The 13,991-nt window shown below is 61.3% G+C and carries 13 protein-coding genes and 2 pseudogenes; 13 read left to right on the top strand and 2 right to left on the bottom strand.

The genetic code is table 11. The annotated features are described in order from the left end of the window. Positions 1–283 (bottom strand): transposase (locus K309_RS40830; protein WP_198030891.1); only part of this gene is annotated, 283 nt, incomplete at its 3' end. Between the two features lie 59 nt (positions 284–342). On the opposite strand from K309_RS40830, the pseudogene K309_RS38140 reads away from it, so the two are divergent. The 12 genes and pseudogenes from K309_RS38140 to K309_RS0131465 form a co-directional block, all read left to right on the top strand. Further along, positions 343–894: pseudogene (locus K309_RS38140) on the top strand (aldolase/citrate lyase family protein); the annotation flags it as partial. Positions 895–1,009: 115 nt separating this feature from the next. Further along, positions 1,010–2,485 (top strand): aldehyde dehydrogenase family protein, encoded by a 1,476-nt coding sequence (locus tag K309_RS0131520; RefSeq protein WP_029050022.1) that lies wholly within the window; start codon positions 1,010–1,012, stop codon positions 2,483–2,485. Positions 2,486–2,494: 9 nt separating this feature from the next. Further along, positions 2,495–3,409 (top strand): DODA-type extradiol aromatic ring-opening family dioxygenase, encoded by a 915-nt coding sequence (locus tag K309_RS0131515; protein WP_029050021.1) that lies wholly within the window; start codon positions 2,495–2,497, stop codon positions 3,407–3,409. 65 nt (positions 3,410–3,474) lie between these two features. Beyond that, entirely contained in the window at positions 3,475–4,356 is an 882-nt protein-coding gene (locus K309_RS0131510; RefSeq protein WP_232232575.1) for a fumarylacetoacetate hydrolase family protein, read from the top strand. Continuing rightward, a complete protein-coding gene (locus K309_RS0131505) occupies positions 4,353–5,351 on the top strand; it encodes a 2-dehydropantoate 2-reductase (RefSeq protein ID WP_035878674.1) in 999 nt (332 codons plus the stop codon). The genes K309_RS0131510 and K309_RS0131505 overlap by 4 nt, the downstream gene beginning before the upstream one ends. Further along, entirely contained in the window at positions 5,344–6,807 is a 1,464-nt protein-coding gene (locus K309_RS0131500; protein WP_232232574.1) for an aldehyde dehydrogenase family protein, read from the top strand. Before K309_RS0131505 ends, K309_RS0131500 begins: the two co-directional genes overlap by 8 nt. Before the next feature lie 128 nt (positions 6,808–6,935). Further along, positions 6,936–7,895, top strand: a complete 960-nt coding sequence (locus K309_RS0131495) for an ABC transporter substrate-binding protein (protein WP_029050017.1) — start codon at positions 6,936–6,938, stop codon at positions 7,893–7,895. Positions 7,896–7,935: 40 nt separating this feature from the next. Beyond that, complete coding sequence (locus K309_RS0131490) at positions 7,936–8,850, top strand: ABC transporter permease (protein ID WP_029050016.1); 915 nt, start codon at positions 7,936–7,938, stop codon at positions 8,848–8,850. 2 nt (positions 8,851–8,852) lie between these two features. After that, positions 8,853–9,647: an ABC transporter ATP-binding protein gene (locus K309_RS0131485; RefSeq protein WP_029050015.1), complete on the top strand. Its 795-nt coding sequence runs from the start codon at positions 8,853–8,855 to the stop codon at positions 9,645–9,647. A 36-nt stretch (positions 9,648–9,683) separates the two neighbouring features. Further along, positions 9,684–10,895 (top strand): amino acid aminotransferase, encoded by a 1,212-nt coding sequence (locus tag K309_RS0131480; protein WP_029050014.1) that lies wholly within the window; start codon positions 9,684–9,686, stop codon positions 10,893–10,895. Positions 10,896–10,913: 18 nt separating this feature from the next. Beyond that, the gene (locus K309_RS39425) at positions 10,914–11,621 is read left to right on the top strand and encodes a B3/B4 domain-containing protein (protein WP_051320715.1); all 708 of its coding nucleotides are present in this window, start codon (positions 10,914–10,916) and stop codon (positions 11,619–11,621) included. 803 nt (positions 11,622–12,424) lie between these two features. Further along, the gene (locus K309_RS0131465; protein WP_029050012.1) at positions 12,425–12,694 is read left to right on the top strand and encodes a hypothetical protein; all 270 of its coding nucleotides are present in this window, start codon (positions 12,425–12,427) and stop codon (positions 12,692–12,694) included. 226 nt (positions 12,695–12,920) lie between these two features. Here K309_RS0131465 and K309_RS43385 read toward each other — a convergent pair. Continuing rightward, positions 12,921–13,180 (bottom strand): annotated as a pseudogene (locus tag K309_RS43385) (EF-hand domain-containing protein); the annotation flags it as partial. A 205-nt stretch (positions 13,181–13,385) separates the two neighbouring features. Here K309_RS43385 and K309_RS0131460 point away from each other — a divergent pair. Then, positions 13,386–13,991, top strand: a 606-nt coding sequence (locus K309_RS0131460) for a porin (protein WP_035878673.1), incomplete at its 3' end; no start/stop codon positions are given.

The following is a 13,991-nucleotide window of genomic DNA, read 5'->3' as shown; positions in this document are numbered from 1 at the left end:
AGCGACCGCTCGGTGCTTCCAGCAAGGGCTGAACCCAATCCCGGATACGCCTCAACAATAACGCATCCGACCAATCGGACTTGGAGACAAAGTGGTGCAGTGCTTGATGCCGGGCACTGGCATGTAGTGGGTCAACTCGCGCTGCCATCGGTTCGACGCTCTTGCGCGACAACGGCAGCATCAGGCCAGTGCAGTAGCTCTCCAAGCCGGCGCGGCGATCTGCGTGTCCCAATCCCTCAGCCAAGTAGTTCATGTAATCCGCAAATCGGTCACGTGTGCTCATGCACTTCCACCTTTAATGAAGAAGTCCATATAATGCACTATTTTTTATGACACAGTAAGATTAAGCAGGTGCTGGAGATCGGCGCAACGACGCTCCTAATTCCGATGGTGGAAAGCGGTGCGCAGGCCGAGATGTTGGCGCGCGCTACACGCTATCCCCCGGAGGGTACGCGTGGCGTGGGCAGCGGTCTGGCGCGCTCGTCGCGATGGAGTGCCTATTCAGCCTACCTAAATGAAGCCAACGATTGCGTGTCGCTGTTGGTTCAAGTGGAAACGCTCGCGGGTCTCGCGCAACTTGATGCCATCGCCGCAGTAGATGGCGTGGATGGCGTCTTCATCGGTCCCGCAGACCTCGCCGCATCCATGGGATACCGCGGTCAGCCCGGCCATGACGCGGTCCGCGCAGCGATCGAGCGCGCCATCGAAGACATTCTGCGCGCCGGCAAGGCGCCCGGAATCCTGGCAACCGACGAAGCACTTGCTCGCCGGTACATCGAGCTTGGTGCGAGATTCGTCGCGGTCGGGGTGGATGCAACGCTCCTGGCGCAGGCGACTCGCGCTCTCGCTGCGCGGTATGCCGGATCCACAGCAAATCGGACAGCAGACTACTGAAGTGGGCTGACCGGCGACGGCACTGGCCCGAACTTCGCGGCCGACGCCACGCGTGTGGTTGCTATCCACAGCACAACCTTTTCGCGGAAACATTTGTCCGCTCAGGATCCTGACAATGAGTACTGAACCCATCGTGGTCGGCGGCATTTCCATTTCGCCAGACCACTACATCAATGGCCAGCGGGTGGCGGCTGAAAGTACGTTTGAGCTCTTCTGCCCGATTGACCAAAGTCCGCTCGGCCGCGTAGCCGAAGCAAGCGCCGAAAATGTGGACGCCGCGATCCGGGCGGCCGAACAGGCCTTTCCGGCATGGTCGGCGTTGAGCGCCGCGCAACGGCAGCCCTATCTCGATCGCTTTGCGAAAGAGATTGGCAAGCGTGCAAACGCCTTCGCGACTGTCGAGAGCACCGATGCAGGTGTCTTGCGATCGCGCATGCATCACGGCGTGGTGCCGCGCGCAATGCAGAACATTTCCTGGTTCGCGCAGCACGCGCTGGATTTGCAGGATCGCCCTATCGACACGGAGCAGGCACACCACATCGTCAAGCATGATCCCGCGGGCGTAGTGGTCATCATCACGCCGTGGAACTCCCCCTTGATGTTGTCCACGTGGAAGCTCGGTCCGGCGCTTGCTGCGGGCAACACCTGCATTCTCAAGCCGCCAGAATGGGCGCCTCTTACATGCTCGTTGCTTGCCGATGCCGCACACGCAGCGGAATTGCCGCCAGGCGTATTCAATGTCGTGCAGGGCACCGGCGCGAACGCCGGAGCGAAGCTTGTGAGTGATCCGCGCATCGCCCGGGTGTCGTTCACCGGCAGTGTTCCTACCGCGAAGTGGATCGCGCAAGCCGCCGGCGCGAACCTGGTGCCCTGCAGCCTGGAACTGGGGGGCAAGAGTCCGTTCATCGTACTCGAGGACGCGGATCTCGAAGGCGCCGCAGCCACGGCGGCCCTCATGTACCGCAATGCGGGTCAGGTTTGCCTGGCAGGGACGCGCTTGTTGGTCCACGAGAAGATCGCCCAGCAGTTTGTGCACAGCCTGCGAGGCCATGTGGAAAAGCTGGTCATCGGCGACCCGCGCGATGAAGCGACTGAAATCGGACCGATCATTCACCCGCGTCAGGTGGAACGCGTCGCGGCATTTGTGGACCGTGCAGTGTCCGCCGGTGCGCATCTGGAGTGGGGCGGGAAGCCGCATCCGTTCGGGCCTCAATACTATGCGCCGACGATGCTATCGAACGTCAAGCAATCCGACGAGATCGTGCAGACGGAAGTGTTTGGTCCAGTGCTGACGCTGCAAACTTTTGCGACGGACGAGCAGGCGATCGACATGGCCAACGGCACAGATTATGGACTCGGCGGGGTGTGCTATGGCGAGATGACCCATGCGACGGCCGTAGCCGAACGTGTGCGTACCGGCTTCATCTGGGTGAATAGCTTTGGCATCCGGGACCTGGCAGCGCCATTTGGCGGCATCAAGCGTAGTGGCATCGGGCGAGAAGGCGGCGACTGGAGCTTCGAATTCTTTTGCGACGTCAAGGATGTCGTCGTGCCGAAAAAACCGTTTCGCGCAAGCTTTGCGCATCGATAGGAGCGAATGATGGGACAGATTGTAGGCGCAGCCATTGCGTCGCACCATCCTGGTCTGATGCAGTGCGAAGAATTCCGTCGCGCCATGGGCGCAGGCGAGGATTCGGACTTGATTGCAGGCTACGCGCGTTTGCGGGAGCGCATTACGGCGGCCAAGCCGGATGTTGTCGTGATCTTTGATAGCCATTGGTTCACGACCGGCTACCACCTGGTAGATGGTGGCGACCACTACGAGGGAACTTACCTCTCCGACGAGATGCCGTGGTACTTGCATGGCGTGCCGTACCGCTACCGTGGACATCCCGAGTTGGCGCTGGCCATCGAGGCGATCTCGCGTGAACGCGGTGGATTCAACCGTGCCGTCAGCCACCCGGACCTGGGGCGACACTATGCGACGGTCAATCTGATCAAGCACCTTTGGCTCGAACTGTCCGACTTACCCGTCGTGACGGCGAGTTCGTGCCAGAACTGCGATTGGCCGCATTTCGTTACGTCGGGCGAAGCCATCGGCGAGGCCATTCGCCGAAGTGACCTGCGCGTCGTTCTGCTGGCGTCCGGAGCCCTCAGCCACAAGTTCAATGGTATCGACTGGAAGCCCAGACACCCGCGGATCTTCCACGAGAGCAACGTCTCATCGCCAGAGAACGTCGTCAGCGACAAGGGCGCGATCGAGCTGATGCAGGAAGGGCGGCATGACCTCATCCTGGATCGCTGGAATGACGAATACAGACGGCTGCCGTGGGAAGCGTTTGGTGCGCACTATCTGCAGATGCTCGGCGCAATCGGCGGGGCCGAGTGCCGTGTAAAAGGGGAAGCGCTTTCTGAGTACGAGAACGCCCGCGGCACCGGCAACATCCACGTTTGGTTTGACACGCAAGCGAGCTCCGCGGCGCTCGCGGCTGCGCAAGGGGAGGGGGCATTGTGACGTTTGAATTTCCACTCCAGGAGCTTCCGGCCGTTATGCGGGGACCTCGCGTCGAGCGTCGACGCGTGCTGATCGGAGGCAGCGCGTTCTGGGGCACCATGGTCGAGAGCGGTCCCGATAAGGGAAAGCTGAAACTGGACGACGGCCGGACGCTGGTAGCCGACGCGCAGGTCTACCTGTCCCCGGTAAGCCCCTCAAAGATCATCGCGATCCACATCAGCTACACCTCGCGAAGCGTGGAGACGCGAAACAAGCCACGACCTACGGAGACGCCGACGTATTTCACCAAGCCGCCGACATCGCTCAACGGCCATGGCGGGCAGATTCACAAGCCCGCGGATTGTCGCTATCTGAACTATGAGGGCGAGTATGCGGTGGTCATTGGACGGACCTGCCGCAACGTGACGCCAGATGAGGCGTGGGACTACATCGAAGGATTCTGTCCAGCCCTGGATATGGGCTTGCAGGATTTCCGGGATACCGATCAGGGCAGCATGCTGCGCGTGAAAGGTGCAGACACGCTGCTCCCCATTGGTCCCGGAATCGTTCGAGGCATCAATCTGTTTGAACAGACACTGCGTACGTACGTGAATGGCCGGATCGTTCAGGAAGCGCACATTGGCGAGGAAACGATCTGGGGACCTCACTACGTCGTTGCCGACATCGCTCGACACATCACGCTAGTTCCGGGCGACGTCATCCTAATGGGAACGCCCTGTCACTCGCGTAGCGTGGACGCCGGGCAAACGGTGGAGTGCGAAATCACTGGCCTGGGCAGAGTCGGTGGCAAGGTGATCGCCATCGATGCGCCTCGTGCGAGCGCGCTGGGCGTGGGACACGCTCCCACGGATTCGCCTGAAGTTCGGCGCGTCGCGCTCGGATTTGACGAACGCGTCCCCGAGCATTTCAAAGAGAATTTTCGCCTTTGCAAGGGAGATACCGTATGAAGAAGATCTGTATTGTCGGGGCCGGTGCGATCGGCGGTTTTCTCGGCGCCAAGCTTGCTGCGCTGGACGATGTCGAGGTTAGCGCTCTGGCACGCGGCAAGACACTCGAGGCCTTGCGCCAGCATGGCTGGCGACTCCGCACAGCCGAGCGTACCGTGAGTAGTCCGGTCCGCGCGAGCCACAGTGCATCGGAGCTCGGTCCTCAGGAGCTCGTCATCATCGCGGTAAAGGGCCCGGCTCTTGTGCAGGTCGCCGCCGAGATTGCTCCGCTGATCACGGAGGACACCGTTGTACTGCCTGCCATGAACGGCGTGCCCTGGTGGTTTGCAGGAGGTGTGGAGGCGCTCCGCGGCAAAACGCTGGAAAGTGTGGATCCGGGCGGCAGCATTGCGCGCGCTATCCCGCAGCGTCATGTCTTGGGCGCCGTGGTGCATGCCAGCACCTCCACGCCGGAGCCGGGGCTGGTCGCCCACAAGATGGGCAATGGACTCATCGTCGGCGAGCCGGAGGGCGGGGAGAGTCCGCGTGCCCGGCGGATCGTCCATCTGCTCTGCCGGGCTGGATTCGATGTCACGCTTTCCACCGGGATTCGTCAGGACATCTGGTACAAGCTTTGGGGCAATCTGACGATGAACCCCGTATCCGCCATCACCGGTGCGACGGTAGACAGGGTGCTGGCGGATCCCTTGGTGCGCGCTTTCTGTTCGTCGGCCATGGCGGAGGCGTCGCAGATCGGCGCTCGGATCGGCTGTGCGATCGAACAGAGTCCGGAGGACCGGCACGTTGTGACCGCGAAGCTTGGCGCATTCAAGAGCTCGATGCTCCAGGACGTGGAGGCCGGTCGTGCCATTGAGCTAGACAGCATTGTCTCTGCTGTCCGGGAACTCGGCCAACATCTTGGCATCCAGACGCCGAATATTGATGCATTGCTGGGCTTGGCCCGCCTGTTTGGGCGCGTCCGGGGGCTGTATCCGGAGGCGGAACATCGTGCCTGAGTATTCTCCTGTCTACTGCAACTACATCGCGGGCGACTGGGTGGCCGGCGATTCCTCCTCCGAGAACATCAACCCCTCGGACACACTAGATGTTATCGGCGTCTACGCCAGAGCGAGTCGCACCCAGGTCGAGACCGCCATCGGGGCCGCCGCACAAGCGCAGCCGTGTTGGGCTGCGAGTACGCCGCAGCAGCGTTTCGACGCTCTCGATATGGTCGGCAGCGAAATCCTGGCGCGCAAGTCAGAACTGGGCGACCTGCTGGCGCGGGAGGAGGGCAAAACACTTCCCGAGGCAATCGGTGAAGTGGTACGCGCTGGGCAGATCTTCAAGTTCTATGCCGGCGAAGCGCTCCGCATCGCTGGCGAGGTTGCCGGCTCGATCCGGCCGGGGATGGAGGTGGAGATCACGCGCGAACCGGTCGGGGTCGTCAGCATTATCACGCCGTGGAATTTTCCGATGGCCATTCCGGCCTGGAAGATTGCGCCCGCGCTTGCCTACGGCAATGCGGTCGTTTTCAAGCCCGCCGACCTGGTATCGGGCAGCGCGTGGGCACTGGCAGAGATGGTCAGCCGTGCAGGCCTGCCGGCGGGCACGTTCAACCTCGTCATGTCCCGTGGCCGAGACGTTGGGGATCTGCTGTTCACGGACCCCCGCATTCAGGCAGTCAGCTTTACCGGATCGGAAGCGACTGGTCGGCAGGTGGCGCAGGGGTGCGTTGGCCGGCCGGGCACGATGGCGAAGTTTCAGCTTGAGATGGGCGGGAAAAACCCTCTGGTTGTCCTCGACGATGCGGATCTGGACGTCGCGGTGGACTGTGCCGTCAATGGTGCGTACTTCTCCTCCGGGCAGCGCTGCACTGCCTCTTCGCGTCTCATCGTGAGTGACGGTATCCACGACCGGTTCGTTGCGGGATTGCGCGAGCGTCTGACTGCACTGACGGTTGGTGATGCCCGGCACCCTGACACCAAGATGGGGCCTGTCGTCGACGCCAAGCAATTACAACAGGATCTCGACTACATCGAGATCGCTCGGCATGAGGGGGCGACCTTGGCTTTCGGTGGCGAAGCGTTGCCGAAGATCGACGGGAAACCGGGCTTTTACCTCCAGCCCACGCTCTTCACGCAGACCACGAATGCGATGCGTATTAACCGCGAGGAGGTGTTCGGACCCGTGGCGAGCGTGATTCGTGTCGCAAGCCTCGAGGAGGCCATTGACGTCGCGAACGACACCCCATTCGGATTGTCGTCGGGCGTGGTAACGACCTCGCTCAAGCATGCGCAGCGCTTCAAGCGTGGGGCGCAGGCCGGGATGGTCATGATCAACGCACCGACGGCCGGTGTCGACCCGCACGTGCCATTTGGTGGCCGGAAGGGTTCGAGCTACGGGCCGCGCGAACAAGGAAGATACGCCGCCGAGTTTTACACGACAGTAAAGACCGCTTACGTCAATCCATAAGGCGAAAGCTCTGTGCCCCCTAAGGATAAGAAGGAAGAGACTATGAAAAACGCCCTCATTCACGCGGTATTTTGCGGCCTGATCTAGGCGAAAGCTCTGTGCCCCCTAAGGATAAGAAGGAAGAGACTATGAAAAACGCCCTCATTCACGCGGTATTTTGCGGCCTGATCTTCGTTGCCGGCGGCGTGGACGCCGCCGAAGCCAGGGTGGCGATGACGGCAATCGTGGATCACCCGGCGTTGGATGCCGCCAGGAAAGGCGTCTCAGACGAGCTTAGCGAGTCCGGCTACGTACTGGGAAAGAATCTGCAATTGGAGTATCAAAGCGCGCAAGGAAACAACGGTATCGCGGCGCAGATAGCACGCAAGTTCGTCGGGGATCGTCCCAATGTTATTGTGGCAATTGCCACACCGTCGGCGCAGGCCGTCGTCGCTGCCACGCGCGACATCCCCGTTGTCTTCAGCGCGGTGACCGACCCTGTCGCAGCAAAGCTCGTGAAATCATGGCAGGCTACAGGTGGCAACGTGACCGGAGTGTCCGACATGTCGCCGCTCGACCAGCACGTGAAGCTTGTCAAGCAGTTGGTGCCGGGCGCGAAGCGGATCGGGGTGGTCTACAGCCCCGGTGAGGCGAATTCTGTCGTCCTGGTAGAGGGATTGAAGCGGGCGGCAACTGCCGCGGGGCTGACGGTCGTTGAAAGCGCCGCGCCCCGGACTGTCGACGTTGCGAGCGCCGCGCAGAGCCTGGTGGGAAAAATCGATGTTTTCTACGCCCCGACCGACAACAACGTGACGTCAGCATTCGAATCGTTGGCCAAGGTCGCCAACCAGTCCCACATTCCAGTGGTTGCAGCCGATACGGACATGGTACGGCGCGGTGCCACCGCCGCATTGAGCCTCAATTACTACGACCTTGGGCGGCAGACGGGCAAGCAGGTGGTCCGGATTCTACGCGGAGAGGCGCCGGGGAAGATGCCGACGGAGCTGAGCAAGACACTGGAGCTTGAAGTCAACCAAACCGCGGCGCGCAAGCAAGGCGTGGTGATTCCTGGTGATCTCCTGTCGGTCGCCAAAAAGGTTTTCGAATAATCCCCCGCATCGCTGCCTGTTCATTTTCAGAGGTTTTACCATGTCGCTCATCGCAACCCTGGGCGCGTTGGAGATTGGCCTGATCTTCGGATTGGTCGCTCTCGGCGTGTATCTGTCCTTCCGCGTTATTAACTTTGCAGACCTGACGGTCGACGCCAGCTTTCCCCTTGGCGGAGCCGTTGCGGCGACGCTGATCACGTTGGGCTGGAACCCGTTCCTCGCGACAAGCGTAGCGTTCGCCGCAGGGGCGCTATCTGGCTTCGTCACAGGCTGGCTCAATGTCAGGCTGAAAATTCTGCAACTGCTCGCGGGCATCCTGGTGATGATTTCTCTGTATTCGATCAATCTTCGCATCATGGGCAAGCCCAATGTCGCGCTGATTAGCGAGCCGACGATATTCACCATGCTCGCGATCGACGGCGTGCCGGACTACTGGCTAAAACCGCTGGTGCTTCTCGTGACCGTCATTGTCGCCAAGGTCGTGCTGGACCTCTACTTTTCGTCGGAGGATGGTCTCGCGATGCGCGCCACGGGTGGCAATGCCCGCATGGCGCGAGCCCAGGGGATCTCCACTGACCGGCACACACTACTCGGACTCGCACTGTCCAATGGCATCGTCGCGTTGGCGGGCGCCTTCTTTGCGCAGTCACAGGGTGGCGCGGATGTCTCCATGGGCATCGGCACCATCGTGATCGGCCTGGCCGCCGTGATCATCGGGGAAACGCTGATGCCGTCCCGCAGCCTTCCCATCGCCACACTGGCATGTGTGCTGGGTGCCATTCTCTATCGCTTCTTCATTGCTCTGGCTCTCAACGTGGATTTCATTGGCCTAAAGGCACAGGACCTGAACCTGGTCACCGCGGTGCTGGTGGGCGTTGCGCTCGTGATGCCGGCATATCGTCAAAAGCTCGCTAGGCTGCGTGTGCCTCGCTCGCAGGTTCAGAAGGAGGCCTGATCATGCTGGAAGCCAAGGGTCTTGCCATTACGTTTCACCCGGGAACACCGATCGAGAACCGCGCGCTGCGCGGCCTGGATCTCACGATCCCGACAGGCCAGTTTGTCACCGTCATCGGCTCGAATGGCGCGGGAAAGTCCACATTCCTCAATGCGCTGAGCGGCGACCTGAAGGTCGACCAGGGATCCATCAGCATCGATGGAAAGAATGTGACGCGACTGAATGCCTGGCAGCGCAGCCACCTTGTCGCTCGTGTATTCCAGGATCCGCTTGCCGGCACCTGCGAAGCGCTCACGATCGAGGAAAACATGGCATTGGCATGGCGGCGCGGAGACGCGCGCAGGCTCCGCTTTGCCGTGAATGCGGAACTGCGTGAGATGTTCAGGGAGAAGTTGAGCATTCTTGAGCTCGGCCTCGAGAACCGGCTGGAGGACCGCATCGGCTTGCTGTCCGGCGGGCAACGTCAGGCCGTCAGCCTGCTGATGGCTTCGTTGCGCCCATCGCGAATCCTGCTGCTCGACGAGCACACCGCGGCGTTGGACCCGAAGACGGCCGCGTTTGTGCTGGATCTCACCGCGCGGATCGTGGGGCGGGGGAAACTGACCGCCATGATGGTCACTCACAGCATGCGCCAGGCGCTCGACTATGGGGAGCGAACCATCATGCTCCACGAGGGGCGCGTGATCCTTGATGTGAGTGGCGAGCAACGGCGCGGGCTCGACGTGCCGGATCTGCTGGCAATGTTTGAACGCACACGTGGAGAAGCGCTCGCGGATGATGCGCTTCTGCTCAGCTAGGCCGGTTGGAAATTAGAGTAATCAAGGATTTTTGCTATGTTCGATAACGTCACCGCCTATGCAGGCGATCCCATTCTGAGCCTCAACGAGGATTTTCAACGTGACCCGCGTTCCGACAAGGTCAACCTGAGCATTGGCATCTATTTCGATGATGCCGGACGACTGCCGGTCATGGCCGCGGTGGACGAGGCAGAGCGGGAATTGGTCGCGCAGCGCCGCACTCGTCCGTACCTACCCATGGCGGGCATTGCAGACTACCGCGCTGCAGTGCAGGAATTGGTGTTCGGCGCCGATAGCGCCGCGCTGCGCGAAGCGCGGATCGCCACACTGCAGACAATCGGTGGGTCCGGTGCGCTAAAGGTCGGAAGCGATTTTTTGAAACGCTATTTTCCCGATTCGCAGGTCTGGATTAGCGACCCTTCCTGGGAAAACCACCGCGTGGTCTTCGAGGGCTCGGGATTTCAGGTCAATACATATCCGTATTATGACGGCGCCACAGGGGGTCTGCGCTTTGAGGATATGCTTAAGACAATGGAAGGATTGCCTGCCGAGAGCATCGTCCTTCTTCACGCGTGCTGCCACAACCCGACCGGCGTGGACTTGAGCCAGGCGCAGTGGGAGGCCATCCTCCCGGTGCTCCGCGCGCGTCGTCTGATCGCGTTCGTTGACATGGCCTACCAGGGCTTCGGCAGTGACCTCGAGCAGGATGCCTTTGCGGTTCGCGCGCTTACCGACGCGGGCGTGACCTGCCTGGTTGCGAATTCCTTCTCGAAGAATTTCTCGCTCTATGGCGAACGCTGTGGTGCCCTTAGTGTCGTCTGCCGCAGCAGCGAAGAGGCCACGCGCGTGCTGGGCCAACTCACTTGCACGGTGCGCGCCAACTACAGCAATCCTCCGACACACGGCGCACGAATCATTGCACGCGTCCTTGGCGATGCTGCACTGCGCTCGAACTGGACGGCGGAACTTGCCGCCATGCGGGGGCGGATCCAGGTCATGCGTCAGGCAGTGCACAGCGGATTGGAAGGCCATGTGGCAGGGCGGGCGCTATCACGTTACCTGGATCAGCGCGGCATGTTTACCTACACAGGGCTGAGTCCGGATCAGGTCGACTGCCTCCGTGAGGTGCACGGCGTGTACCTCTTGCGGTCTGGCCGTATGTGCGTGGCTGGTCTGAACCAGCGCAACGTTGGAGTGGTCGCCGCGGCCATCGCGAGTGTGTTGAAGCATACGCCTGCTAACTGGTAGGCGTTGGGGAAGGAAGTGATGGAGTACCTCGTATCAGACGACATCTTTTGTGATCATCCGCACTACTGCCGCGGGGTCATCTTGGTCCAGGTCAGGGACAACCGTTCGGCGTCTCCGGAACTCGTCGCGCTCCTGCGTGCTGCAGAGCATGGTACGCACGCTTCGATCACAGGTAACGTTGCGGAGCATCCGCGGATCTCTGCCTGGCGGGACGCCTTCCGGCTTTTTGGAGCGAGGGCGTCGGAATACCGCAGCTCGATTGAGTCGCTCGTCAGGCGGGTCGCAAAGGCCGATGCGCTTCCTTCCATTAACCCGCTGGTTGATATCGGTACCATCGCTTCGCTTCGCCACCTCCTGCCCGTTGGTGTCCACCCCGTTCCTGCCAGCGCTGCACTGCAACTCCGGCGCGCGCGACCAGGCGACAGGTTTGCCCCACCGGATGGCGGGGCACCCGAGCCCATTGCGGAGGGAGAGATCATTCTCGCGGCATCCGCTGATGTGCTGACGCGTCGGTGGACCTGGCGGCAGGCCGCTAACACCCAGACGCTGCCGGATACCTCAATGGTGTTCGTCAATATCGACGGCCTCCCCCCCGCTACGCGGGCCGAGGTTCAGGCCGCCATGCAAGACGTGCAGCACCTCATCGAGGCGCACGGTATCGGCGTGGCGGTACAGTCGGCAGTGCTCAGCCGCGAGCTGCCTTCCGCGCTCTTGCACGTTGGCTAGATAGCGGTCGCATATCCGCGTGCAGGATGTCGAGATGATGTTCCCAACCTCGCAGCGAGAAAATCTGCTTCATGCCATTCGCCGGGTCAGGCGGGAACTCGCAGGCAGCTCCCATCAAACCGATCTATGTCCGGAAAGGCTGAGGCATGCCGAGCACCGGGTAGATATGATGATGGAGATGCAACTGAGCCACGGGAGCGACGCAATGGCCATCATTGTGGCCGCCGCGGCCTCGGAGCTTGGCCTTTCCGTGACGGATGATCAGTGGGCGCGCTGCTTACTGGCCGCCGAGAGGTTGATGGATCATCGATTGTCTGGCTTGTTCTGGGCACTATCCCGTCGACGACAGCGGCGAGACAGCCATGTTGCGTCCCGAGGCGGCTGAACGCGAAGTCATCGCAGTCATGGGCTGGCGAGCCGCCTAACCTCGCTGGCTGCGATGCTCCCGCGAGTCGGGGAAATGCGTGGTGAAAGCCACTGCCGCGGCGCCCCCCATTAGGTCAGCGGCCGCCCTTGTCACTAAGGTAGGCGGGAAGGAGCCGCGCTGCTTTGCATCGCTTTCCTTAAACTTGACAGTTCATGCCAGAGCTTTACCAGTGCAGGAAGCGACATACGAATGCCGGCAGCCTGCGAAGCCCCGCCCAACAGGAGGCGATTCGCCGACTTCCTTTTCGAAGGCCAGTAAGCCACCTAGAATGCGCACATGGCTTCCGGCTCTCGACCTGCGACCTCTGAGCACGACGCTCGGGCAATTCCATAAAGTCATCCGGAAGGTCCAGGCCCACGCAAGGAGGGGTGTGAAAATGGTCGAATTGAAAAACGGACTTTGGAGCCAGACCAGCAGAGTGCTGGTCATGGCCGGGCTTCTGGCGCTATCGGGCGCTGCCCCGGCGACCGAGCAGTCGCAGCAGCGCCAACAAGGCAGAAATGCAAACCAGGCGGCCAAACAGGAGGCGCGTTCGGGCAAGGTCGACTGCCGGGCGGAAAACCAGAAGAGCAACGCTGAGTGCCGGCAGGACAAGCGCGACACGAAGCAGGATGGCCGTCAGGAAAAGCGGGACACCAAGTACTAAAGAGCCGTATCGGTCGACCGCCGTGCCCGCCAGCAGCGTGGCTGCCCTGCGCCGCCAATGCCGTGGGCTGGGCCGGGACTAGCGGTCTCCCTAAAGCGCTTGCCGTCGCCTTACGGGTAGGTGCGCTTTTTATCTTAGTCTCGATGAGGTCATGCGGGACCACTGCGGGCGGGAGATATGGCTCGAATTCTCCCGCTCCCTCATCTTATGAGAATGTGCAGCGCCTTCAGTTCCAGATCGGATCTTCCTTCTGCATCTGGTCCTTGGTCTTCTTCATCCAGTAGGAACCGATCTGGCGCTCAGTGACATAACCCTGCTTTTTTACGTCGATATTGTCGAAATTTCGTAAACCTTTGGCATTCCCGCCTGAGCTTCGTCGCGAGTCAGCTTGCCGTTATGATTGGAATCGGCTGCCTAGAAGCGCTCGGCAATCAGAGTCTTGGCCTGGGCCGTAGTCGGAGGCGCTGCAGGAACGTCGGAGAGCGCTTCGCTGGCGACTGTTGCAACCGGCCGACATTGTTTTTCCGTTTCGAGCGTTTCAACTCATCGGATGTTGGCGGAGAACGAATTACGCTCCTATGCTCGAACAGGTTGCCTGGCAGCGTGCTGTAAGGCCAGCCATCCAGAATGAAGTCGTGGTTGAACCACCAAGAAAAAAGAAAGAGAGGAGAGCGGGCATGGCACTGAAAAAATGGCCTTGGTGTCATTGCTGGGATGGCCGCTGGCAACTGTTGCGCAGTCAAGCGTCACGCTGTACGGCGTGATCGACGCCAACGTGGAATACATCAACCACGCGGGCGTCGTGCCGACGGCGGCCAATGGATTCAATCCTGGACCGGGCAACGATGTTTACCGACTGACTTCGGGAGGGCTATCCGGCTCCCGCTGGGGCCTGCGCGGCAACGAGGACCTGGGCGGCGGCATCAAGGCTCTCTTCGTGCTCGAAAGCGGCTTCGGCATCGACAACGGCTTGTCGCAGCAAAGCGGCCGGCTGTTCGGCCGCCAGGCATACGTGGGCGTCCAAAGCGACCGTTTCGGCCAGGTCAGCCTTGGCCGGCAATACACCTCGATGTTCGAGGCGCTGGCCAACTTCTCTCCGACCGCCTATGCCACACAGTATGAGCCGGTCGTCATGCAATCCGGGCCCAACTACCGCGCGGACAACACCGTCAAGTACTCCGGGAAGTTCGGGGGACTGACGGCGCTCGCGCACTGGTCCTTCGGCGTCGGGGTTGCCTTGCCCGCCTCGGTAGGATTCCCCATTCCGATCGGCGGCAATGGCGAAGTCCCCGGGCAG

Origin of the sequence: Cupriavidus phytohabitans (genome assembly GCF_000426345.1) — a bacterium.
GTDB lineage: Bacteria > Pseudomonadota > Gammaproteobacteria > Burkholderiales > Burkholderiaceae > Cupriavidus.
This window is presented reverse-complemented; position numbering and strand designations above follow the sequence as displayed.

Bases quoted from the DNA above. Each gene is read 5' to 3' on its own strand.
- K309_RS0131520 (WP_029050022.1), top strand. From the start codon at position 1,010: ATGAGTACTGAACCCATCGTGGTCGGCGGCATTTCCATTTCGCCAGAC.
- K309_RS0131515 (WP_029050021.1), top strand. From the start codon at position 2,495: ATGGGACAGATTGTAGGCGCAGCCATTGCGTCGCACCATCCTGGTCTG.
- K309_RS0131505 (WP_035878674.1), top strand. From the start codon at position 4,353: ATGAAGAAGATCTGTATTGTCGGGGCCGGTGCGATCGGCGGTTTTCTC.
- K309_RS0131495 (WP_029050017.1), top strand. From the start codon at position 6,936: ATGAAAAACGCCCTCATTCACGCGGTATTTTGCGGCCTGATCTTCGTT.
- K309_RS0131490 (WP_029050016.1), top strand. From the start codon at position 7,936: ATGTCGCTCATCGCAACCCTGGGCGCGTTGGAGATTGGCCTGATCTTC.
- K309_RS0131485 (WP_029050015.1), top strand. From the start codon at position 8,853: ATGCTGGAAGCCAAGGGTCTTGCCATTACGTTTCACCCGGGAACACCG.
- K309_RS0131480 (WP_029050014.1), top strand. From the start codon at position 9,684: ATGTTCGATAACGTCACCGCCTATGCAGGCGATCCCATTCTGAGCCTC.
- K309_RS39425 (WP_051320715.1), top strand. From the start codon at position 10,914: ATGGAGTACCTCGTATCAGACGACATCTTTTGTGATCATCCGCACTAC.
- K309_RS0131465 (WP_029050012.1), top strand. From the start codon at position 12,425: ATGGTCGAATTGAAAAACGGACTTTGGAGCCAGACCAGCAGAGTGCTG.